The sequence below is a fragment of the Bradyrhizobium sp. CCGUVB23 genome, assembly GCF_024199885.1.
GTDB lineage: Bacteria > Pseudomonadota > Alphaproteobacteria > Rhizobiales > Xanthobacteraceae > Bradyrhizobium.
In genome coordinates this window covers 1,896,860-1,919,377 of record NZ_JANADQ010000001.1, presented here as the reverse complement: position 1 = coordinate 1,919,377, position 22,518 = coordinate 1,896,860, and the positions used below count along the sequence as shown (strand labels likewise).

The 22,518-nt window shown below is 58.8% G+C and carries 19 protein-coding genes and 4 pseudogenes; 19 read left to right on the top strand and 4 right to left on the bottom strand.

Annotation, left to right across the window (positions count from 1 at the left end; translation table 11 throughout):
- Nucleotides 1-146: 146 nt before the first annotated feature.
- Both NLN62_RS08945 and NLN62_RS08940 read left to right on the top strand, forming a co-directional pair.
- On the top strand, nucleotides 147-392 hold the full coding sequence (locus NLN62_RS08945) for a hypothetical protein (protein ID WP_254108444.1): 246 nt from the start codon (nucleotides 147-149) through the stop codon (nucleotides 390-392).
- A gap of 21 nt (nucleotides 393-413) precedes the next feature.
- Nucleotides 414-1,196 (top strand): annotated as a pseudogene (locus NLN62_RS08940) (ABC transporter substrate-binding protein); the annotation flags it as partial.
- Between the two features lie 85 nt (nucleotides 1,197-1,281).
- Here the strand turns inward: NLN62_RS08940 and NLN62_RS08935 are convergent.
- Nucleotides 1,282-1,494 (bottom strand): hypothetical protein, encoded by a 213-nt coding sequence (locus NLN62_RS08935; RefSeq protein WP_027525724.1) that lies wholly within the window; start codon nucleotides 1,492-1,494, stop codon nucleotides 1,282-1,284.
- Between the two features lie 676 nt (nucleotides 1,495-2,170).
- Here NLN62_RS08935 and NLN62_RS08930 point away from each other — a divergent pair.
- The 8 genes and pseudogenes from NLN62_RS08930 (at nucleotide 2,171) to groL (ending at nucleotide 10,313) form a co-directional block, all read left to right on the top strand.
- Nucleotides 2,171-3,523 (top strand): coproporphyrinogen-III oxidase family protein, encoded by a 1,353-nt coding sequence (locus NLN62_RS08930; protein ID WP_254108443.1) that lies wholly within the window; start codon nucleotides 2,171-2,173, stop codon nucleotides 3,521-3,523.
- A gap of 7 nt (nucleotides 3,524-3,530) precedes the next feature.
- Entirely contained in the window at nucleotides 3,531-4,484 is a 954-nt protein-coding gene (locus NLN62_RS08925) for a methyltransferase domain-containing protein (RefSeq protein ID WP_254108442.1), read from the top strand.
- Between the two features lie 344 nt (nucleotides 4,485-4,828).
- Nucleotides 4,829-5,182 (top strand): hypothetical protein, encoded by a 354-nt coding sequence (locus NLN62_RS08920; RefSeq protein ID WP_254108441.1) that lies wholly within the window; start codon nucleotides 4,829-4,831, stop codon nucleotides 5,180-5,182.
- A gap of 233 nt (nucleotides 5,183-5,415) precedes the next feature.
- Nucleotides 5,416-6,276 carry a xanthine dehydrogenase gene (locus NLN62_RS08915; RefSeq protein WP_254108440.1) on the top strand — a complete coding sequence of 287 codons (861 nt, stop codon included), beginning with the start codon at nucleotides 5,416-5,418 and terminating at the stop codon, nucleotides 6,274-6,276.
- A gap of 174 nt (nucleotides 6,277-6,450) precedes the next feature.
- The gene (locus NLN62_RS08910) at nucleotides 6,451-7,176 is read left to right on the top strand and encodes a sulfite exporter TauE/SafE family protein (RefSeq protein ID WP_254108439.1); all 726 of its coding nucleotides are present in this window, start codon (nucleotides 6,451-6,453) and stop codon (nucleotides 7,174-7,176) included.
- A 692-nt stretch (nucleotides 7,177-7,868) separates the two neighbouring features.
- A pseudogene (locus tag NLN62_RS53360) lies at nucleotides 7,869-8,131 on the top strand (efflux RND transporter permease subunit); the annotation flags it as partial.
- A 126-nt stretch (nucleotides 8,132-8,257) separates the two neighbouring features.
- Entirely contained in the window at nucleotides 8,258-8,572 is a 315-nt protein-coding gene (gene groES / locus NLN62_RS08905) for a co-chaperone GroES (RefSeq protein WP_027525731.1), read from the top strand.
- A 91-nt stretch (nucleotides 8,573-8,663) separates the two neighbouring features.
- Nucleotides 8,664-10,313, top strand: a complete 1,650-nt coding sequence (gene groL, locus NLN62_RS08900) for a chaperonin GroEL (RefSeq protein ID WP_254108438.1) — start codon at nucleotides 8,664-8,666, stop codon at nucleotides 10,311-10,313.
- Between the two features lie 466 nt (nucleotides 10,314-10,779).
- On the opposite strand, the gene NLN62_RS08895 is transcribed toward groL, so the two are convergent.
- Nucleotides 10,780-12,552, bottom strand: a complete 1,773-nt coding sequence (locus tag NLN62_RS08895) for a sigma-54-dependent Fis family transcriptional regulator (RefSeq protein WP_254108437.1) — start codon at nucleotides 12,550-12,552, stop codon at nucleotides 10,780-10,782.
- 390 nt (nucleotides 12,553-12,942) lie between these two features.
- Here NLN62_RS08895 and NLN62_RS08890 point away from each other — a divergent pair, with 390 nt between their 5' ends.
- The 9 genes and pseudogenes from NLN62_RS08890 to NLN62_RS08845 all read left to right on the top strand — a co-directional run bounded on the left by NLN62_RS08890 (nucleotide 12,943) and on the right by NLN62_RS08845 (nucleotide 21,064).
- Nucleotides 12,943-14,418, top strand: coding sequence for a benzaldehyde dehydrogenase (locus NLN62_RS08890; protein WP_254108436.1), 1,476 nt, complete (start codon nucleotides 12,943-12,945; stop codon nucleotides 14,416-14,418).
- An 83-nt stretch (nucleotides 14,419-14,501) separates the two neighbouring features.
- Nucleotides 14,502-15,602, top strand: coding sequence for an NAD(P)-dependent alcohol dehydrogenase (locus NLN62_RS08885; protein ID WP_254108435.1), 1,101 nt, complete (start codon nucleotides 14,502-14,504; stop codon nucleotides 15,600-15,602).
- Between the two features lie 110 nt (nucleotides 15,603-15,712).
- Nucleotides 15,713-16,602: pseudogene (locus NLN62_RS08880) on the top strand (alpha/beta hydrolase).
- 77 nt (nucleotides 16,603-16,679) lie between these two features.
- Nucleotides 16,680-17,060 (top strand): annotated as a pseudogene (locus NLN62_RS08870) (integrase); the annotation flags it as partial.
- A gap of 572 nt (nucleotides 17,061-17,632) precedes the next feature.
- The gene (locus NLN62_RS08865; RefSeq protein WP_254108432.1) at nucleotides 17,633-17,827 is read left to right on the top strand and encodes a hypothetical protein; all 195 of its coding nucleotides are present in this window, start codon (nucleotides 17,633-17,635) and stop codon (nucleotides 17,825-17,827) included.
- Nucleotides 17,828-17,967: 140 nt separating this feature from the next.
- The gene (locus NLN62_RS08860) at nucleotides 17,968-18,777 is read left to right on the top strand and encodes an HNH endonuclease signature motif containing protein (protein WP_254108431.1); all 810 of its coding nucleotides are present in this window, start codon (nucleotides 17,968-17,970) and stop codon (nucleotides 18,775-18,777) included.
- A gap of 63 nt (nucleotides 18,778-18,840) precedes the next feature.
- Entirely contained in the window at nucleotides 18,841-19,299 is a 459-nt protein-coding gene (locus NLN62_RS08855; protein WP_254108430.1) for a hypothetical protein, read from the top strand.
- Between the two features lie 123 nt (nucleotides 19,300-19,422).
- Nucleotides 19,423-20,526 (top strand): Fic family protein, encoded by a 1,104-nt coding sequence (locus NLN62_RS08850; RefSeq protein ID WP_254108429.1) that lies wholly within the window; start codon nucleotides 19,423-19,425, stop codon nucleotides 20,524-20,526.
- A 22-nt stretch (nucleotides 20,527-20,548) separates the two neighbouring features.
- Nucleotides 20,549-21,064: a hypothetical protein gene (locus NLN62_RS08845; RefSeq protein WP_156944628.1), complete on the top strand. Its 516-nt coding sequence runs from the start codon at nucleotides 20,549-20,551 to the stop codon at nucleotides 21,062-21,064.
- Between the two features lie 275 nt (nucleotides 21,065-21,339).
- Here the strand turns inward: NLN62_RS08845 and NLN62_RS08840 are convergent, their stop codons facing one another.
- Together NLN62_RS08840 and NLN62_RS08835 are read right to left on the bottom strand one after the other, a co-directional pair.
- Nucleotides 21,340-21,534, bottom strand: coding sequence for a hypothetical protein (locus tag NLN62_RS08840; RefSeq protein ID WP_027526118.1), 195 nt, complete (start codon nucleotides 21,532-21,534; stop codon nucleotides 21,340-21,342).
- A 167-nt stretch (nucleotides 21,535-21,701) separates the two neighbouring features.
- A complete protein-coding gene (locus tag NLN62_RS08835) occupies nucleotides 21,702-21,941 on the bottom strand; it encodes a hypothetical protein (protein WP_084801654.1) in 240 nt (79 codons plus the stop codon).
- Nucleotides 21,942-22,518 lie beyond the last annotated feature (577 nt).

Genomic DNA, 22,518 nt, shown 5'->3' with positions numbered 1-22,518 from the left:
TTTCAAGTTACCCAATTTTACCCAACCTTTGTCTTGAAAGGCCGCTAACGGCGAAAGAATGGCGGCCAGCCTTCGCGCTGCTGCGCGCCTTTCGGGAAGAGGAAGGCGAGTGGTTTTGCGGGCCAAAGAGCCCATCGGAGGGAAAAATGCCACGGAAGCTTGCCGCTTTTCGCGGCCATTCGGCCAATTTTGCCAGAAGAGCTCTGATCTGCTCCACGCTTTGGGCCGGAACAGCCGTAGTGGTTACGCAAGCCAATGCGGACGACATCAACTGGCGGCAGTTCGAGGGTACGTCGATCGTCTGGGCATACGACATTCATCCGTATGCCGACGCGGTCGCAGCCCAGATGCTGGAGTTCGAGAAGCTCACGGGGATCAAGGTGACGCCGTAGCTTTATCCGGACGATGCCTATTGGAATAAGCTGACGATCCAGCTCAGCAGAAAGTCACCAAGCTGGGATGTCGTGGGTACCGGGATTCAACCCGCCTGGGATCTCGCACCCGGCCAGTTGCTTGAACCGCTCGATCGTTATCTGAACGACCCAAAACTCACCGCGGCGACCTATGACTACAAAGATTTCCTCCCTACACTGCGGGATTCACTGACATGGAAAGTAAAGGAAGGGCAGATCGAGGCTGGAAGCGGGCAGGTGTGGGCCATCCCGCATGGCTTTGAAAACATCCAGCTGTTCTACCGTAAGGACATTCTCGACAAGTACGGCATCAACGTTCCGACGACTCCGCCGGAGATGTCCGCCGCCTGCGAGAAGCTGAAGACTGCGGACCCCGCGATTACGCCATTAGGCGTGCGTGGCGTGCGGTTTTGGAGCAGCATCCACATCGCTGCAATCTCGATTGCCAAATCGTATGGCGTGCGCGATTTCGTCATCGAGGATGGCAAGCTGGAGACAGGGCTGGACTCGCCCGAGTCGATCGCGTTCCACAAGGATTACGTGGATATGATCAAGAAGTGCGCGGCTCCGTCCTTTGCCAACGACAATTGGTACCAGGTGGTCGATGGCATCAATTTCGCACTGGTCGGCTTGTACCCGTTTTGGTCACGTGTATCAAAAATGAATACACACGCGAGTTTCACGGCCTGTTCTGCTCTTTGGGCTAGGTTTAGAGAGATTGATGGCAGGACGTGCGTACTTCGGCCCGGTGGGTCCCCTCAGCGTGATTCTCGCCGATGGTGATAAGTGAGTTCTTGGCCTTGCCTCGAACTCAACAACCCGAGCTTGGGGCGGATTACTTCGGCTCGCCGTGCCAAGATGCGGACCGCTAAACGTTGTTCATATGGCGGGTACGTCGGCGGTCGGTGAAGCCGATGAGGGCCACCTCCACAAATTTGTTCAGCAAATGAGCAAACGTGACGACGGTGCGAGGTCTGTCGGGTCCCGAGCCCGACGGCGGTGGACCGCCGCCGAGGAGCTTCGGACCATCGAAGAGAGCTTGGCGCCGGCGGCCAGGGTTGCCGAAGTTGCGCGCCAACATGAAGCGTTCACCCTAATCTGCTTCCCGTTTGGCGGCGGCAGGCGCGCCGGGAGTGTTTGGCCTGGCCAACCTACCTCGGGCAGGACGACAGGGTCCCGTTGCCTCAGTCTTCGCGGGGCCGACCAGCAAGCACTGGCAGCGCCTTCCAGGACGGGGCGCGATCGAGATTGGGTTCGCGGCCGGGGCCCGGATGCGGATCATGGTCGGTTGAGGCGCCGACGCCGATGGCCGGGCTAGCTGATGGCCGCCGCACGATTTCCGTTGCTCCCCAATGTGTTAGCCGCCCCGAAAACTGGATCTTAGAAATCTGCTTGGGTTCGTCGGATAACGCTCTACTGCCGCGCCAAAGCAGGCGCTCACAACCGTTGTCGAAACGGATTCATATTGCAACGTCCCTGGACCGCTGCACGATCGTTGCCGCTCTCACGAGGTATCCTGCCCCTGTTGTCGGCTCGTCGCTTCCAAGACACTGTGATGTTCGGAACGAGGGGTGCACGCGCTCGCGGTTAAGCCATTGAATAAAATGGAGAACGAGCTTCTCTGGGCTCTTCCTGCACGGTTGGCACGACTCTTGAGTTTCTCTCGTTGCGCAGCGGCAGGAGCGGCCGCGCGATCCTAGTGGTTAGGCCAGGCGTCCAGGACGCTCAGGTCATGCACGGCGACTGAGGGACAGGTCATGGATCGTCTGGAATTTCTTCGGACGAAGATAGAGAAAAACGAGCTTCCAACCTATGTCTATGGCTATCCTTCGAAGCGATCGTATCGGGTTTTCCCGCAACCACTCCGCATAACTGATGTTGTTGAGCCGGCTAGTCGCTCAAAGCAAATCAACATCTATATCCATATTCCGTTTTGTCGCTACCGCTGCACCTATTGCACTCTCTTTCTTACAACGCGCAATAGACAAGCGACCCAAGAGGCTTACGTTGCTCGATTGGCGGAGCACATCGCTCGATATGGAGAATATTTCGGAGATCGAGAAGTTGTCAGTATCTATTTCGGCGGCGGCACACCGACGCTGCTAACAGAGCATCAATTCGGCGAGCTCTTCGCCGCCCTCGACGTTGCATTTCCAAAACGAAGCCAGCGATGTGAGATTACGGTGGAGGCCGCGCCGGACTCTTTCAATAACAAACTTCTGGATTGCTTGAAGGCATTTGGCGTCAATAGAATGAGCATGGGCATCCAAAGCATGGAGCCGGGCGAACTTGCGAACTGCGGAAGACCATATTCGGTCGAGATTGCAAAAGCTGCAATCGAAGCCGTCATCAAGCGCTTTTCTCACGTCAACCTTGATCTGATTTACGGCCTGCGTGGTCAAAGCCGCGACTCCTGGATCTTTTCGCTTGGCCGCGTGCTCGACTATGAGCCGCAGACAGTTTCCCTTTATCCCGTTGTCGTTCGTCCGATGACGAACATCCTTGCGTCGAAAACGAACAATCCTGAATTATTTTTCTCTGAAGCGGAAAAGTATGAAATCTACGATCAGAACACTGCTTTGATGGAATCTAAAAGCTACCGCCAGGAATCCTTCACACGTTTCACCAGGATCACTGGCGACCATGCCTATCGGCAGGAGGTGTCGGACTTCGAGGGAACGCCCCTGCTAGGATTGGGAGCTGGCGCTAGAAGCTATTTCGGCCAATATCACTATAGCACGGGCTATGCCGTAGACCGGAGTACGACTTCGCGGATCATCAAGGCCTTCTCGGATCGTCCGTTCGATCCCGAGGCAATAGCATCACACGGAATTAGGCTGACTCCGGACGAGCTTGTGCGTCGTTACGTCCTGCTCGGCCTCACCTTGTCAGCCTTAAGCAGAAAAAATTACGCTGCATTATTCGGACGGGCGCTGGCAGTGGACTTTGGCGAAGAACTGAAAGCGCTCGAGTCTTTGCGCCTCGTCAATTCGGCAGATGGTGATGTTTATCAACTTACTCATAAAGGGTTCAAGTATTCGAGCATTATGGCCCGAATGTTCTATTCCAACACGATGATTATCCTTGAGGAGCAATATCAGGCAGAGTGAGGGCGGTATGGAAGAGGAGACGAGACATTCGCCGTTTTGGTGGGATGCGGGCTACGCCGACCACAACGTTTCATGTATGGGTGGTCCTAGCCCGGAAATCTTCGAGATCGCGCCAGCACTCCGTGCGGAAAGCGTGGTTGTGGAGCTTGGCTGCGGCGAGGGGCGCAACGCTCTCTATTTGGCTCAGTTCGGTCATCAGGTCATCGCGACCGATATATCTGAAGCCGCTATCTCCAAGCTGAATCGGCTCGCAAGCCATCTTGCCGTGAAGGTAACAAGCGGTGTGGCTGCTGTGGAAGATTTCCAGCCCCCACCTTACCTCGACGTCTTCATAGCGCATTCGGTCTTGCATTTCACGGAACGGACCGTCTGGAAACCCCTCGTCATAGCCCTGGTCGATCGAACGCGGCCTGGAGGATTTCATTGCTTCACCAACACGCTCGATCAACCAGACCATCCTATCCCCAAGGAGGGGTTGGCAGCTGGCCACAAAAAGTCGTTCGCACGTGGAGAGCTGGAGGCCATCTATACAGAAGCCGGCTGGGAGATCTTACGGTCCGATCATTACATTAAATGGGACTCGCATCCTGGCATCCCAATTCATTCGCACTGCATCGAGAAAGTTGTGGTTCGTAGGCCCATCGGATCTGAAGATCTCCCGCGAATGATAGCTGAGCCCATCAAGGCAGCCGGGATGATTCCTGCCGAACAGTTTGATGGGTTGAAACTGGGCACACCGCGCGATGCCATAATTGAAATGTTCGGCTCGCCGTTAGCCAGCCTTGGCGTGGCGACTAACCGCAAGACAGTCGGGGGCAACAATCAAGGGGCCATAGCCGACGGCTACTTGCGCGAGGATATGATCTATGGCGATCACGGTCTTCAGTTCGTTAACGGAACGCTCACAGGCAAATATCGATATTTCACGCCCCCGAAGCGCTTGAGCATTCGAGAAGCGTAAGCTTCAACAAAAGTCCTCATTAGGGTCTTGGCCGCAGAGCCACGTCGTTCGTCTGCTCTTACTGTTTCCTGGCGGGAGTTTCCGACGTGCCATCATGGGCGAAGCCCATGCACAAGAATATCTAGGCCGCGACTGAAATATCCTCCAGGGCCTTCGCGGCGAAGTGCTGGGGTAGGGCAGACCTCGCATCTTGCAGTAGCGCCAGCCCTGCTTAGGCACGCTGCTTGCTTCGTTCAAGGAAGCATTGCCGAAACTCCCCGGCGATGTGGGGGCGGGCCGGCGCATCACATCGAGGCGTCGGGGCGTCGGCCGCTCCGCTTTGAAGCCCAGTAGTAGGAGGATATATGAAAGCCCACGTTCGGGCAGCGGCGGCTGCGGTTGCGTTGGCCCACACGTTGGGGCGCGCAATCGTGCGCGTGCACGAATACGAAGCTTCCGTATCTTCCAGGATCAGCGTGTCTGTACGAGAGGGAATAGTCAGTGGTTATGACTACGGCAGGCATTGCTACGTAACCGGTGCCTTACCGAACCTGTACCACCATGGTGAACGGTCGCATTTGATGCTCAAACCGAAGAGCTCCGGTGTCTACGGCGGCTTCGATCACGATACGTCATCCTACTTCTCCGTGAAAGTCACAGGCGGTGAAGCCTGCGTCTACGACTACAATGAAGACCTGTACTTCGCATACAGCGTCTGACCATACATCCAGAGCGGGCGCTCGCCCTCGCTCGACGCTGCGATTGCGGTGTCGTTCCACCGATTTGACAGAAATCCAACTCACCTTGTCGCATCCGCAACATTGCCGGGAACATTTATTCGAACGCGGCTTCGCCGTCACCAGCAGGACGAACCAGTTTGCTTGAACAGTTGAACCCTCATCCGCGATTGGCGCGAGGTTTGCTAGGGATCCTAGCAATGCGAACCTCGCCCATGAAAGTCACTGCTAAGGCCCATGATCCGGGCGCGCCAAGGCTCTTCGCATTGGTGCTCGGCACGAACGAAATCGCTTCCGCCATCGCCACGAAACTCACCGAAGCGACGTTCGCCGTGGTGATGAGACACGATGCCTTTCCACCGGTGATCCGCCGCCGCATGGCATTTCATGACTCGCTGTTCGGCGAGCTATGCGAAGTTGAGGGCGTCGTGAGCAAACGGGCCGATACGCTAGCGGAAATCACGTGGATTCACGCCGACCCGAACAGCGTGGCAGTGACCGAAATGCACTTCTCGGACATTATTGCCTTGCGTTCGCTATCCGTGATCGTCGATGCACGCATGCAGAAGCGTCGAACACCTCGCGACCTCCGCGGCTTCGCACCGGTAACAGTCGGCATCGGACCCGGATTCGAGGTGGGCGTCAACTGCGACACCGCCATCGAGACCCATCCAATCCAGACCGCTACAATTGTCTCCCGAGGTGTCATCAAGCTGGCCGACGGCCGAGCCGGCGAGCTCGGCGGCGCGGGACGCGAGCGCTTCGTGTATTCGCACCGCGATGGCATCTGGCGCTCAGGTGTCGATATTGGCACGCCAGTATCCAAGCGCCTGCTGGTGGGCTGTCTTGGCGGCAAGCCGGTCCAGGCGCCCGTTGGAGGAGTGCTCCGCGGCGTTGCTCGGGACGGCGCGCGCGTGCCGGAAGGCGTAAAATTGCTGGAGGTCGATCCGCGCGGACGCCAGTCCTGTTGGACCGGTATGGATGAGCGAGGGCGAGCCATTGGATGCAACGCCGTCGCGGCGATCGAGAAAGTCATCTCGCCGCGACCGGGTGATCGTCTACATCTTCGTCGATAGTTAAAGAGAAAGATTGCCGCCGGCGCGCTCTTTGGTCTGAACTGCTCGGGTGTAGACCCCGGACACCTCCATGCAGCGGTGCGTTAGCAACCAATCGTTCCACGCATTCGCAAATCCATCGGGATACGGAAGCTTCTCATCGCCGCTGCTCAGAACACTGAATTGCCGATTGCAATGCTGACAATCTTCTTCGCTATCATCTCCCTTCTTTACGCGACTGTTGGGCAGGCAGGTGGTACCGCGTTTCTTGCCCTCATGGCCTTTGCATCGTTTCCATCAACTCAGATGCGACCGACGGCGTTGTTGCTCAACATCGTTGCCGCCACGTATTCGACATGGCTGTTCAATCGCGGTGGTTTTATTGATTGGAAGAGGTTGAAGCTTTTTCTAACCGCCTCGGTGCCAACTGCGCTGATTGGAGGATTCACAATCCTATCTCCCCATCTCTATGATGCTATCACCGGTGTGGTCCTGCTCTTCGCGGCTGCGATCTTGTTCATCGGGCGAACCAGGAGAGCGATCCCTGCTGGTGACACGCCGTCGTGGGGCGCAATTACGACAGGAGCCGGCATCGGCCTCGTCTCGGGGCTTACTGGCGTCGGGGGCGGCGTTTTCCTCGCGCCTGTCCTTATCGCCATGCGTTGGGCTTCACCCAAAGAGATAGCAGCTTTGTCTGCCCCTTTCATATGGGTGAACTCCGCAGTTGGCTTGGTCGGCGCGATTTACGCTGGACAGTTGCCTTCACCGCAGACATGGCTATACGCACTGGGGGCCGTCACAGGGGCGATGATAGGGACCACAATCGGTCTTCGTTGGCTGTCGGAAACGACAACGCGCTACGTAATTGCTGTTGTACTTATAGCCGCGGGGATCCTGCTTATGGTCCTTGCAACGAGATAACACCATGAGGGCGGGGTCTTGGATCTATCCCAGTCGCTGCTCATCAAGGAATGTCTGCTCCTGATGCGGGAGAAGAATTTAGGAACTTGGCGGCCTGCGTTCCGTCGGTCGCTCTCCACTCGCAGGGCAGACCTGCGCGACCGTAATTTCGCGCCAAAGCAGGCGATGACGCTTGTCGCTGATGCCTGAGTGAACAAATGTGGCTTCATCGGTGACGCCCTGACCACGAACAACATCGTCCATGAGGCGCATACCTGCTCGATCATGGTCGAGATGATTGCCTGGGGCTCGTCAGCATCGAGCAGAACGCCGGCATTTTGGGACGGTACGTTTTTCGCACTTGCAAACCGTCCCTGATCTCCGATCCTTCCGACAGTTTCCCTGGTCACCTTGGCGACATCGTCGAGCACCGGAGCGCCTCAATATTGAAATGCGTACCAAACATTACCGCGCAGTTCGCAAATCATGCGGTGCCACTCGAAGCAATCAGCAACAAAACCTACTTAGAAGTCGGCCGCCGTTCGTTCGCCGAAATGCCCTGGAAGATAAAAAATTACAAGATGCAGCCAGGTGCTCTCGAGAACGCCGCTGTCATCGTAGGCGCCAGCACGATGTTCGCGAGAAACGCCTGACGCCGGAATCACTCGGAGGCTATCATCTGAAGACTGACCGTGATTTCCATCGAGACAGCCCCGTTATTCCTTGGTGCGGCGACGAAGAACATCTACACCCAGGTCGGGATATTGACAGGTAGTCGGGCTGATTTTCCAAGCATGGTATCCCGATGGTCGAGTTCGCCAATGAGCTTCCAGCTCTAGGAGAGACTCGATCGCCGCTCGGCCATCGAGATGGTGGCGCACGTCCGGTTCCGTCCAATCTTGATGACCAGGGCGGCGATGATCACGGCCCCTTACCGTTAGCGACTGGCAGATCGGGCGACGAAGTATCCAACTTTTTTTCTACTAACTCTTGCTCCCAAGGAAAACCGTCCTATTTCAACCTCGCCTGTGCTGGCACTCGCGGGCCTCGATTGCTAGCAATTGGTAAATCGTCAACTCATACAAACACTTAGGAGCGCTGCATGAATTTCCGTCCGCTTCACGACCGCGTCGTGGTCAAGCGCATTGATGCAGAAGAGAAGACTGCTGGTGGCATCATCATTCCAGACACAGCTAAGGAAAAGCCCTCGCAGGGCGAAATCATCGCCGTTGGTCCGGGCGGCCGCGATGAGAGCGGCAAGCTGATCCCCATCGACGTCCAGGTCGGCGACCGCGTGCTGTTCGGCAAGTGGTCGGGCACCGAGGTCAAGATCGACGGCAAGGAGCTGTTGATCATGAAGGAAAGCGACATTTTGGGCGTGCTCACCCACGTGTTTTCCAACACTAAGGCCGCCTAATCCAACCGCTCGCACCGCTCACCCCTGAGGAGCGCCTGCCGGGCGCCTCGCCAAGGGTGAGATGAGACCAAGACAACTCAGGGAAACCAATATGTCAGCCAAAGAAGTGAAATTCGGCGTCGACGCCCGCGACCGCATGCTGCGCGGTGTCGACATCCTCGCCAACGCCGTGAAGGTCACACTCGGTCCGAAGGGCCGCAACGTTGTCCTAGACAAGTCCTTCGGCGCTCCCCGCATCACCAAGGACGGCGTCACCGTCGCCAAGGAGATCGAGCTTGACGACAAGTTCGAGAACATGGGCGCCCAGATGGTGCGCGAAGTCGCCTCCAAGTCCGCCGACGCGGCCGGCGACGGCACCACCACCGCGACCGTGCTCGCGGCTGCGATCGTCCGTGAAGGCGGCAAGGCGGTTGCCGCCGGCATGAACCCGATGGACCTCAAGCGTGGTATCGACCTCGCCGTCGACGCCGTCGTTGCGGACCTCGAGAAGAACACCAAGAAGGTCACCTCGAACGAGGAGATTGCCCAGGTCGGCACCATCTCGGCCAATGGCGACCAGGAGATCGGCAAGTTCCTCTCCGACGCCATGAAGAAGGTCGGCAACGAGGGTGTCATCACCGTCGAGGAAGCCAAGTCGCTCGAGACCGAGCTCGACGTCGTCGAGGGCATGCAGTTCGACCGCGGCTACATCTCGCCCTACTTCGTCACCAACGCCGACAAGATGCGCGTTGAAATGGACGACGCCTACATCCTCATCAACGAGAAGAAGCTCTCCTCGCTGAACGAGCTGCTGCCGCTGCTCGAGGCCGTGGTGCAGACCGGCAAGCCGCTGATCATCGTCGCCGAGGACGTCGAAGGCGAGGCGCTCGCGACCCTGGTCGTCAACCGTCTGCGCGGCGGCCTGAAGGTCGCAGCCGTGAAGGCTCCGGGCTTCGGCGATCGGCGCAAGGCCATGCTGCAGGACATCGCGATCCTGACCGGCGGCCAGGCGATCTCGGAAGATCTCGGCATCAAGCTCGAGAACGTCACGCTCAACATGCTCGGTCGCGCCAAGAAGGTGATGATCGACAAGGAGAACACCACGATCGTCAACGGCGCCGGCAAGAAGGCCGACATCGAGGCGCGCGTGGCCCAGATCAAGGCGCAGATCGAGGAGACCACCTCGGACTACGACCGTGAGAAGCTCCAGGAGCGTCTTGCCAAGCTCGCGGGCGGCGTCGCGGTGATCCGCGTCGGCGGCGCGACCGAGGTCGAGGTGAGGGAGCGCAAGGATCGCGTTGATGACGCGATGCATGCGACCCGCGCTGCGGTCGAGGAAGGCATTGTCCCGGGCGGCGGCGTCGCCCTGCTCCGTGCCACCGAAGCGCTCAAGAACCTGCGCACCAAGAACGACGACCAGAAGACCGGCGTCGAGATCGTGCGCAAGGCGCTGTCCTGGCCGGCTCGCCAGATCGCGATCAACGCCGGTGAAGACGGCTCGGTGATCGTCGGCAAGATCCTCGAGAAGGATCAGTACGCCTACGGCTTCGACTCGCAGACCGGCGAGTACGGCAACCTCGTCACCAAGGGCATCATCGACCCGACCAAGGTCGTGCGAACTGCAGTCCAGAACGCCTCCTCCGTGGCGGCGCTGCTGATCACCACCGAGGCCATGGTCGCCGAGCTGCCGAAGAAGGCCGCTGCAGGCCCCGCCATGCCTCCTGGCGGCGGGATGGGCGGCATGGGGGGCATGGACTTCTGATCCAGCCGCCTCACGCCGATTCACGAAATGCGAAAACCCCGGCAGCAATTGCCGGGGTTTTCTAATTGGGGCGCACTCGCATGCGTCGCTTTGGCCTGATAGGCGCTTTGTTGATCGGCAGCCCCTGGTTTGGAGCTGGAAACCCCAATATCTAGATCCAGGCTGGCCGCGCGCGGTCACAGCGATAGCCTCCCCGCGGGGCACACCTGGCACAAACGCTGGGAAGGAATCGTGACAGAGCCGGCCAACCCTGCTGACACTCACTGATGCGGTGATCCGCAACGCCACGCTGACGCTCAGCAAGGCGCAACATCATCTCCACGGCGTCAAGCTGCCCGACTTCGCTCTGCGCATGCGCGCCACCGGACTTGGGTTTACCTCTTCACCAAGCCGGGGGTGAGGGGGACCCAGCGCAATGCGGCTCACCAGACGTCGCCGGCAAACCTGGGAGGAGAATGACCTGTCGCTATGGTCTTAGGCCAAGACGGCGAAGTCTATAGTCGAGTTTTGGTCTGCTAATCTTCAAAAGGCGCGCGGCGGCCGACACATTGCCGTCCGTCTGGGCCAGTGCCGAGCGATAGGCCGCGACCTCCATCTCTGCAAACGACTTGCCTGGCGATGATCCGCCTCTGCTGACCGAGGCGGTGCTCTTGTCTTCAATTAACGGCGCGCGTCCGAGCCGCCCTTCACTTGTGAGCTGGATTGAGAATGGCGGGAGCAGCTCAGAGCCGCTGAACAGATGACCGATATCTATGGTGCCGCCCTCATCCGCATAGACGACACCGCGCTCTATCAGGTTCTGCAGCTCGCGTATATTGCCGGGATAATCGTATTTGAGCAGTGCGTCGGTGGCACGACGGCTGAAGCCCATCAGGTGCCGGCCGTGCCGCGCGCAATAGATGCCGAGGAAATGCGCCATCAAGAGTGGGATGTCGTCGCGCCGCTCCCGCAGCGGCGGGATAGCAATCGGGAATACGCAGAGCCGGAAATAGAGATCCTGCCGGAAACGGCCGGCCGCGACCTCGACGGTCAGATCGACGTTGGATGCCGCCACCACACGGACGTCGAGCGAGATGGTTTTCGTGCCACCGACGCGTTCGACCTTGCGTTCCTGCAGCGCCCGCAGCACTTTGCCCTGCGCCGAATAGGTTAGTGACGCGATCTCGTCGAGAAACAACGTGCCGCCGGAGGCGCGTTCGAAATAGCCCGCGCGCGAGGCGATGGCGCCGGTGTAGGCGCCTTTCTCCACGCCGAAAAGTTCGGATTCGACGAGCTGTTCGGGGATCGCCGCGCAGTTGATCGCGACGAAAGGACCTGTGCTGCGCCGGCTCATGGCGTGCAATTGGCTGGAGAACAGCTCCTTGCCGACGCCGGATTCGCCGACGAACAGCACGGTGGCGTCGGTCGCGGCGACGCGCTCGAGCTGGCGGCGGGTGCGGACGAACGCAGTCGACACGCCGACCGCGATGTTATTGTTGTCGCGTGCGGGGGCCGGGCTTTCATGCGCCGCAACCGGAGCGTTGACGACGGTGTGCACCGAACGGCTCTTCCATTCCAATCCGAAATAGTTGCGCTCAGGGGCATCGTCGCCCCAGGCGTCCGCATGCTGACCAACGATGATGCAGCGGGGCGCTCCCATGCCGGCGCATTCGATCTCCCGGAAGATTACCGGACTGCCGAAAAGCTTGGTGGTGTAGCCGGATGGATAGCCCACCTGCATCCAGCAAACTGGCTCGGTCGCAAGGCCGTAACTCGCGACATGTTCGGCCGCCTCAGATGAATCGTCCCAATAAAACTCGCCGAAATAAATGCCCTTGTCGCGGTCGAACTCGAAATGCCGCGTGGTGACCTTGACGAAACCCTCCAGCGTGTGAACGCGCGGTCCTGCGGCGAGCGCGTGGGTGAGGTCCTCATTAGGAAAGCGCTTTTGAATTAGGGCCGCATCCCGTGTGCCCTGCATATAGCCAACACGCATGAACAGCGCCTTGGCAGTTTCAAGACCGAATGCGTCGATGATCTCCGTACGCAGGCGGCCGAGCACCTGCGACTGCATCAGCACCATGCGCTGGTCATTAAGCCAGATGCGCCCGTCGCCGAGCGCGAAATGCAGCGACTCAGCGAGATCGTTGAACGTCGGAGCCGCGCCGGTGTCGAGCTCGCTGCTGGCGCCGCGTGTGAGAATGCGGGCGGCGCGGCGGGACGCTTCCGCCAGTGAAATCCGGGAGTCATGCTCCGCCATCTGCGCGTCAATCTTTCATGAAATAGTGAAACAGCTGTTGAGGATTTCATTATTTCAGGAAAATCGCACGATGGAAGGCCTATGTCGTCGGAGACGCAAATATACTTCAATTTTCGCATAAGTATCTGTTTGGGCTTTGTTATTTTCATAAATCGAAGGTCGTCCTGGGGGCAGATGTGAGCTGGCACCGGTCTTGCTAATTGCTGAACCGTTCGCGGGAGGAAGCGAAGCAAGAAGACCGACCTACGGTCTCGACCATGTGTGCGGCACGCGCCACGGCCGCGCGCGTGCAACAACCGTCTTGCCCCTCTTTCTCCCCAGGACGGCAAGCCGCGGTCGCAACGACCGCACAGTCAATCGATCCGCACGAGGCGGAGGGAGAATATTTCGATGAACATGCAGGCTCGCGATTTCATTGCCGTCGAGCGTTGGCGCGGCAAGGCGTTTCTCGGCGAATGGTGCGCAACTGACGGCGGCGTGATGGAGATCAGCGAGCCGGCGACGCGTGCCGTGCTCGGTTCGGTCGGCATCGCCGATCCGAAAGACATCGCCAAGGCCGCACGCGAGGCGCGCCAGGCCCAGCCCGCATGGGCTTTGAGGCCGCCGCAGGAGCGTGCAGCTATCCTCAACAAGGCGGCTGATCTGCTTGAACAGAATGGCGAGGAGCTAATCGGTTGGATTATGCGCGAGAGCGGTTCAATCCAGCCCAAGGCTGCGATCGAGATCGAGCACGGAGCGGCCTTCGTGCGCCATGCAGCGGCGATCGCGATCGAGCCCAACGGGATTATTCTGACGTCGATGGAGCCGGGGCGGTCGAACACCGCGAAGCGCGTGCCCCATGGGGTTGTGGGCGTGATCTCGCCGTTCAACTTCCCCCTGGTGCTCTCCATACGGGCCATTGCCGCGGCGCTCGCAGTTGGCAACGCCGTGGTGCACAAGCCCGATCCCCGCACCGCGGTGTCCGGCGGCATCATCATCGCCCGCATTTTCGAGGACGCAGGCCTGCCCAAGGGCGTGCTGCAAGTGGTGCCGGGCGGCGCGGCAGCGGGTGAGGCGATGTGCGCTGATCCCAACATTGCAATGATCTCCTTCACCGGCTCGGCGGAAGGCGGCAGCAAGGTGGGCGAGGTCGCCGGCCGCCATCTCAAGAAGGTGCAGCTCGAGCTCGGCGGCAAGAATTCGCTGATCGTGCTCGACGATGCGAATATCGATGTCGCAGCGTCCAACGCCGCCTGGGGCGCGTTCCTGCATCAAGGGCAGATCTGCATGTCGACCGGTCTCGTGCTCGCCCATGCGAGCATTGCCGAGGCGTTGGCGACCAAGGTCGCCGAGAAGGCGCAGCATCTGCCCGCGGGCGATCCGTCGTCCGGTCAGGTCGCGCTCGGCCCAATCATCAGCGACTCGCAGGTGACGAAGATTCAGGCGATCGTCGACGATGCGGTTGCGAAGGGCGCGCGGCTGCTTGCCGGCGGTGGTCACGACGCCCGCTATTACCAGGCAACCGTCCTGGCCGACGTGAAGCCCGGTATGCGCGCGTTCGAGGAGGAGATCTTCGGCCCAGTTGCATGCCTCGTCAGCTTCGCCACCGACGATGAGGCAGTCGAGCTTGCCAACCGCTCCGAGTATGGCCTCGCCGCGGGCGTGATCTCCGGCTCGGTCGCGCGGGCGCGAGCTGTCGGCGATCGCCTCGCGGTGGGCCAGCTCCACATCAATGACCAGACCGTCAACGGCGGGCCGTTTGCGCCGTTCGGTGGGCGTGGCCGTTCCGGCAACGGCAGTCGCATCGGCGGTCCGGCGATCTGGGAAGAGTTCACGCAGTGGGTCTGGACCTCCGAGAAGCCGGAGGCGACGCCCTATCCCTTCTGATGCGTTTCGCACATTGCACTGCTTCCGGCGCCTTTCGCGCCGGAAGCCATCCGTCTTGCAACGACTGACCTCTGGAGACCAAGATGAAGATCCGTGCCGCCGTCGCCCGCGAAAAGGGCACACCGCTGAAGCTTGAAACCATCGACCTCGAAGCACCGCGTCCTGACGAGATTCTCGTCAAGGTGAAGGCCACGGGTGTCTGTCATACCGACCTCGTCGTCCGCGACGGCATGCTGCCAACGCCGCTGCCGGTCGTGCTTGGCCACGAAGGCGCGGGCGTCGTTGAAACGGTCGGCGCCGGGATCACCAAGGTGAGGCCCGGCGATCATGTGGTGATGACCTTCAATTCCTGCGGTGCGTGTCCGAGCTGCCAGGACAACGCGATCAGCTACTGTCATGAATTCTTCCCGCGTAACTTCTTCGCCGCACGTGTCGACGGAACAAGCGCGCTTTCGGCGGACGGCGCGCGGATCAACGGCAACTTCTTCGGTCAGTCGTCGTTCGCGACTCACGCGATTTGCCACGAGGTCAATGTGGTGAAAGTCGCATCCGATGTGCCGCTCGAGCTGCTCGGGCCGCTTGCCTGCGGCGTGCAGACCGGCGCCGGCGCAGTGATGAACGCGCTGAAGGTCTCCGCAGGAAAATCCTTCGGGGTGTTCGGATCGGGCTCGGTCGGGCTCTCCGCGCTGATGGCAGCGCAAGTCGTCGGCGCCACCACGATCATCGCGGTCGATACCAATCCGGCAAGGCTCGAAGTCGCGAAATCTCTGGGCGCGACGCATGTGATCGATCCGCGCCAGACTAATGCGGCCGAAGAGATCATGCGGATCACCGGCACCGGCCTGAACTTCGCGCTCGATACCACGGGCCTGCCTGTGGTGATCCGCAACGCCGTGGAGAGCCTTGGCCCACGTGGCGCGTGCGGCATTCTCGGCGCGTCTGGGCCCGATGCGGAAATCGTGCTCGACGAGACGCATTTCATGAGCGCCGGCCGCCGCCTGATCGGCATCGTCGAGGGCGACTCCAATCCCGACGTCTTCATTCCGGTGCTGATTGATCTGTACCGGAGCGGTCGCTTCCCGTTCGAGAAGCTCATCAAGTTCTACACGCTCGATGAAATCAACGCTGCAATCCACGATTCCGAGACCGGCGCCGTGATCAAACCGATCGTGCGGATGAACTGAACGCAGGTCATTCGTAGCGGGCGAGGGGCGGATTTGGCCGGCATCTCGTCCATCCTAGATGGCAACCGACCGGTCAACCGGCACGCCGTTCACTGTCCAATGGAGGAAACATGTCCAAGCAGCAACTCGCAGCGATTTTGCAGATGAGCGCGCAATTCCCGCCGCCGGCCGACGGTAGTCCGGCGGACATGCGCGCGTGGTTCGAGGCGATCAACGCACAGACGCCGATCTCTGACGGCGCCGTGATCGAGCGGGTATCGTCAGGTCCCGTCGGCGGCGACTTGATCCGCTATCCCAATTCGGACGGCGGGCGCCTGATCATCTATTTTCACGGCGGCGGTTTCTTCTTCGGCTCGTCGCGCTCGCACCGAGTCGTCGCCGCCAATCTCGCGCGCGCAGCCGGCTGCAGCGTTCTCGCCGCGGACTACCGGCTCGCGCCGGAACACCCGGGGCCCGCCGCGCATGATGATGCACTCTCCGTCTACAAATGGGCGTTGGAGCAGGGCTTCGCGCCATCGGCGATCTGCCTTTCGGGCGACTCTGCGGGCGGCAATCTCACGATATCGACGGCGATGCGTTCTCGCGGCGAGGGGCTGCCCAATCCGGGTGCGCTCGTGGTGATGTCACCGGCGCTCGACTTCACTGGCGAGAGCGAGTCGTTCCGCACCATCGCCGACGCTCCGCTGCTTACCCCGCAATTGATGGAGCTTTTTAAGCACGTCTATTTCGGCGCCCAGGTGCCGACATCGCCCTATCTCGCGCCGTTGAATCGCGACCTGTCGACGTTGCCCCGACCTTGATCCATGTCGGGTCGTGGGAGCTGCTGCGCGACGATAGTGTGCAACTCGCTGATCGGCTGCATCAGGCGGGTGTTTCCGCCGAGCTGAAGATCTGGGACGGCATGTGCCACTCCTGGCAGCTATTTGCGCCGATGCTTGATGAAGGGATGGCCTCGATCGAAGAAGCAGCGGTCTTCGCGCGCGAGCGCCTATCGCATTGATCCATCAAGGGAACACCTGGCGGAGCATCTCCCTCGAATCGCAACTCGAACCGAATGTCGGTATCGATGGTTGCGCCTCACCGAAGACCGGTGGCCAGATGTCGGGCTTTCACCAAGATGGTCAACCGTTTGGTCAAGGAAGCGGGTGTTGCCAAGTTCACCATGCATGACTTACGGCACAGCTTGCGCACCATTATGTCACGCTGCGGCTACAACAACGAAATCCAGCGGATGTGTGTCGGGCAAAAGTCAGCGGAAACGATCAAGTCTACAATCATGACAAACGGTGAATCATCCGCAAGATGGAGTACGAAGCGGCTCATGACTACATCGCGAAGTTGGTCGGCGCGATAACGGTCGGCAAGGTCGTGCGCCTGCAGCGGACGAATCCGCTCGACCTCATCAAGGCCGAGCTGCTCAACCGTCTCCGCGAGTATTATGCGCCTCGGACGGCTTAGTGATCTTATCGCATCTGGCCAAACAGTCGCGCTCCGCATCGACACGATAGAGCCGACGGCCGTCGACGTGGCGCCATTTCAGCGGGTGGTTCGGATCCCGCCGCCACTGCTCCAGCGCGCCGGTGTGCGCCGGATGATTGCGGCTGCTTCTAGTGCCGTCAAATTGGAGCTGCCTGGCAGCGTATCGATATCGAACGTCGCGGGCGGCGGTCCTACGCCGAGGTTACCGGTCGCTTTGCTGCAGACTATGCCGCCAACCACCAAGAGCCAGAGAGCGTTGCTCTGATGGCAAAATCAAGAACGGCGCGGCCTTCGATGACCTTGACGGCGCAGAGCGGTACCGACTCGGCGTTTGGTTCGATACAGGCCTGCGCCGAGACTGCGCGGTCGCTTTGAACAACTGGTACAAAAGCTTCCGCTGCGAAAGCTGGACCAAATCACGACTTGCCAGGGTCCATACCCTTCCGATCATTGACCCGCTAGGCCAAGGTCGATCGCTCGCGTTTCTTCCCTACCTCGCTCATCCAAGGCGACGTCTGCCCAACGGCCAGCTTGAGATACGGGATGCGGCTGTGGCTGCGGACGCGGTCCCGATCAATATTCCCTTCGTTCAACAAGAGCCTTTGGTCATCGGGCATTGGGATGACGGCAAGCTCGTGCTTTGGGAGGGAAATTGTCGTGCAGTGCTTTTTGCGCGCACCGCTGATCCCAAGGCAGAGGTTCTGGTCTGGGTGCCCCATGACGACAGCTGGCCTGTGAAATCCTGACACGGTGTCATTCTTGCCACGCCGGGCGGCACCTAATGCAATGCCACTGGCGTGCCGCGCTAAGAGCATCCACTGCCAATCTAGACTTCCTGGGAGGCGGTTTATCGGCTAAGGCGACGCTCGCGCAGGTGGAGGAGTTCGTGCGGACGCCCATTCCAGACGATGTCGCGACCGAGGTGCTATATCAGCACGATCGCACGTGTTGCGTTTGCAACGAACCGGGTAAGGCTATCCAGATACATCATATCGACGAAGATCCATCCAATCACGATCCGAACAACCTGGCGGTCCTTTGCCTTCAAGATCATGAAGAAACCCAGATACGTGGCGGCTTTGGCAGGAAGCTTCGCGCGCTCGATGTGACGAAGTGCCGTGATGAATGGACGCGCCGCGTGCGTGAACGTCGCGCCGAAGTTGATAAGATCGTCATCGAGCGGCTTGCAGCCGTCCGCGTGGAAGAGCCGACGCCGCCTCCGGTGGCACCCGAGCGCAAGCCGTTTAGGTACAGACCGTCAGCGAAGATATTGGCGCTCTACCTGCAGAAGGTACCTGATATTCTTGCCGTGGCCTACGCCAAGGCCGATGACATCACCGCTGAGGAAGGCGATAGCCGCTCGGCACGGGCAGCAGCGCAACTTATCGTGGGCGTCTTAGAGCAGGTTTTGGTTGAACTGTCTCATTGGGTTGATCCCGAGCACTTCGATGGAAAGCCGCCGCGAGATTTCTACAGCGGGTTCATCGCAGGCCGGAATCAATGGAATCGCATTCTCGTTGAACCAAAAGACTACGGCTATCGGGCTCGCACCGGCACAGTCGAAATGCTGGATAGTACGATCGTCGACGCCCGGGTAGCGATTGCTAGCTTGGTGACCGCACTGACCAAGGCTTATCTGAAGGCGTTTGACGTCGACGACTGGACCTCGAAATTGCCCCGACTTGCTCGGTCCTGAGTACAGTCCGATCAGCATTCCACCGCCTCATCAGGGCCTCCGCGAATGTGTTAAGGTGAATCCATGGCCAAGCGCGACGAGTTTACGTTTGATTTTCTGACCGGCGATGAGGGGGACTTCATGGAAACGGTCATGAAGGAGCATGAGGCCGTGCCATGGGCCAAGCCGCTGGTAGACGACATCAACGCTAACGGAGGATTGAAGGAAGAGAACAAGGCGAAGTTGTTCGAGCTGCGCTTCGGCCACAGCGTGCACAAGGCCGGCATTCAGCCTCGCTACGAAACAGCAGGCGAAGGCGAGTCCACGCTTGATCTCGGCTTTACGTGCGGCGGCCGTGATTTCCTCGTCGAGATGATGCGATTAGAGGAGACCAAGGCGGTTCGGGACGCCACCTCGACTAAGGACTTTGGAGATGGCGCAGTGCTGGTTAGCCGAAACCTAAGCACCACCAATGAAGATCCCAAGCAATCTCGTATGAGGGATGGGCAAATTTTGAGGTTCTTTCCGGGTAAAAAAGACTAATGATTTTAGTGTCTTAGGGTAATATGAAGGGAATGCAGTGTACATTCTCATCGCAAAATGACGAGAATAGCATTGCGGATGACGAGATTGCGCCCCATAATCTCATCAAAGGATGCAGAGATTATGAGCTATATTCACCAACTAGAAGGCTGGCCTGACTACTCATGGCAGACTGACGAACTCACCAAAAAGCTGGCCGCTGTTCGCCACAAGCAGGGTCGCCTAATCGGCCGTATGGAGCAGCTGGGGTTCAACCTTCGTGCCGAGGCTTCTCTTCAAACTCTGACCGAAGAAATCGTCAAATCTAGCGAGATCGAAGGCGAGAAGCTGGATCGAGATCAGGTCCGCTCATCCATAGCTCGACGTCTTGGTATGGATGTCGGCGGGTTGCCGTCTGCCGACCGCAACGTTGAAGGTGTGGTCGAGATGATGCTCGACGCAACTGAGAAGTACGAACAGCCCTTGACGAAGGAAAGGCTGTTCGGTTGGCACGCTTCGCTGTTTCCCACCGGCTATAGTGGCATGAGCAAAATCAAAGTGGATGGTTGGCGGGACGATAAGTCAGGGCCGATGCAGGTGGTATCTGGCCTGATTGGCAAGTCTAAGGTCCATTATGAAGCGCCTGCTGCCGACAAGCTCGAAAAGGCGACGGAAGACTTCCTTGCCTGGTTCAATAACAGTGGCTCGCTTGATCCCGTTCTCAAGGCGGCCATTGCTCATCTTTGGTTTGTCACCATCCACCCGTTCGAGGACGGCAATGGCCGTATTGCACGAGCAATTACTGACCTCGCGCTGGCCCGGTCGGAAGAGAGTAGGCAGCGCTTCTACAGCATGTCAGCTCAGATCCGCAAAGAGCGGAATGGATACTACGACATCCTCGAAGCGACTCAGAAAGGTGATCTCGATATCACGGATTGGCTGAAGTGGTTCTTAGATTGCCTGGATCGCGCATTCGATGGGGCCGAGGAAATCTTAGGGAGCGTGCTACGCAAGGCTAGCTTCTGGGAAAAATTCCGCGAACTGGCACTCAATGATCGCCAGCGAAAGGTCCTCAATCGTTTGCTCGATGGCTTCGAAGGAAAACTTACTTCATCCAAATGGGGTTTATTGACGAAGGTTTCACAGGCGACAGCTTCGCGCGACATTGACGAATTGGTTGCTTGGGGGGTTCTTAAAAAAGACGCGGCGGGTGGACGTAGCACGAGCTATTCTCTCGCAGAAGGCTAAAATGGTCTGGACGAGGCAGCGAATGACCGAGAACCGGAGCCCACCGGCAGTTCCGCCAAGTGTTGTTGCAGCAATAAAGGCCTTTGAACATGCGTCAAAGGTTAATCCGAAGATTTTTCCAGCCATCGACGCGACCGCTTTTGCCAAGATTGGCAAGGATGCGTTACGGGTCTTTCCCGCTATTCAAAAGCAAATGGCAGAGCAGCTCAGGTCCTGGGCCGAACTGCATCAGCGCATTCAGGCGGCTGTGCAACCACTGCAGCAAGAGTTTGCACGGGTGGCGGAGAGCGTTCGGCGAGCCTCTGCCTATCTTGAGAGCTTCAGGCTCTCACCGGAATTTCAGCGTCTTGCAAAGACTCTCCTCGTTGCCGGACAGAGAAAAGAAGCGCTTGATCGTATTGGTTTGCTTCCTCATGCGTCGACCCCATTCCAAATTCTAGACGATGCCGGGGAAGACCTGCGTGAGAGGGTGGAAGCTTACTATCGAGAAAACTGGGATAGTATTAATCAGGAGTCTCGTTCCGACTCCGGGCATTAGCCCTGGTTTTCAAGCCCTCCCGTTCTCGGCACAGATCATTCAACTTGGCACGCATGCGTGGCTGCAGGAGTTCGGACGAGGCGGTCAACAGGATCGCGTGCGAGAGCGTGGCGAGACAGACATTAATCTGTGGCCGTGAACGCAGCGCTTCGGTCCCTTACACGGCGGCTTCCGACTGGCCATCTACCATTTAAAGTCAGCTACGTGTTCAAGCGTCCGTTTCGTGGGTTCAGGCAAGGAGCGTCGATTTGCCTCGATCGACGATAGAGTTCTTCCTAATGTTTGCCGAAATCTCGCGCCTTTCGCATGTAATAGCCCTGCTTCTGAACAGCTAATCTGATCTCATGACTAACGCCGATCACCCTTGTCTTCTTTTTTCGCCACTTCGCCAGTGCATCCGTGACAGGCAGCGGAGCTCCCTGGGGAATAACCAGCAGATCATGTTTGTCGTTTAGGTACACATCGAACATGTCCGGCCTTTGGCTGAAATCTTGGCTACGCGAACAAGCGCGTTCATTGGACTTTTCGCTCAACTTGCCAACGACCACGTGTCCCGAGCGATCGAATGCGACAGGATTCAGTTGCGATACGCTCGTAACCGCAAAAGTCCGACTTTCGCCGGACTTCGCTTGTGACGCTATTTTGGCTTATGGTCAGCGTAGACAATCAGACGCCACCGGATCGATCCTTGCGAGGGGGTGTGCGCGTGATGTCCTTGCGGCGGCAATACGTGATCTGCTGCAATACCGATCTCGCGATGACAGCCCATGCACCGGTAAATTCCGGCATGGCGAGCTGCGGCTCCTGGCCCGTAATCCTGATCAAAAGCTTCGCTGGAAGATTGTTGCAGATAGTTCGCGTCTTTGTAAGTAGCCATTTCACTTCTCTTGACCGACTAATCTATGGACCAAATGAAATTTGCTTTCGGCGAGCAAACTCCGTACGAAGCGAACGATCCTGCCGGCACCCAACGCGAAGACTGCTTAAATTGCTTCTCCACGGTGCGTGTCGTGTAGTTGCTGCCGCGCGCCCTCCCGTCCACCGGAGCGGCGACTTTAGTCCTATGATTGGGATCGCATCGTGCGTTTTTCGGCCATCCTCTGCAGCATTTATGCGCCACCTCACGTTCGATTGCTCAGACGTTGAAGCTCCTGGACCTTCGAGTGCGCGGAAAAAAACGGCGGGCAAGCGATTGCCGCGACCCTGCCACAGGTCGTGAGAGCGGGACCGGCGTCCAGACTTCACCGGGTCAAGGGGGTCTATGATCCTGATTCCGTCCGCCCCCGTCCCAGTATCACCCAAACGGGCGCATCGAGTGCGCTGTCATGTTTCTTGCTGAACGTAATAGATGAGAAGGCGCTCGCATCGTGTACGCGGCGGGTGTTGACGCCGTGTTGTATCCGCCGCAAACGTTACATTCCGGAAAATGGCTTGTGCTATATCGGGCCGCGGAT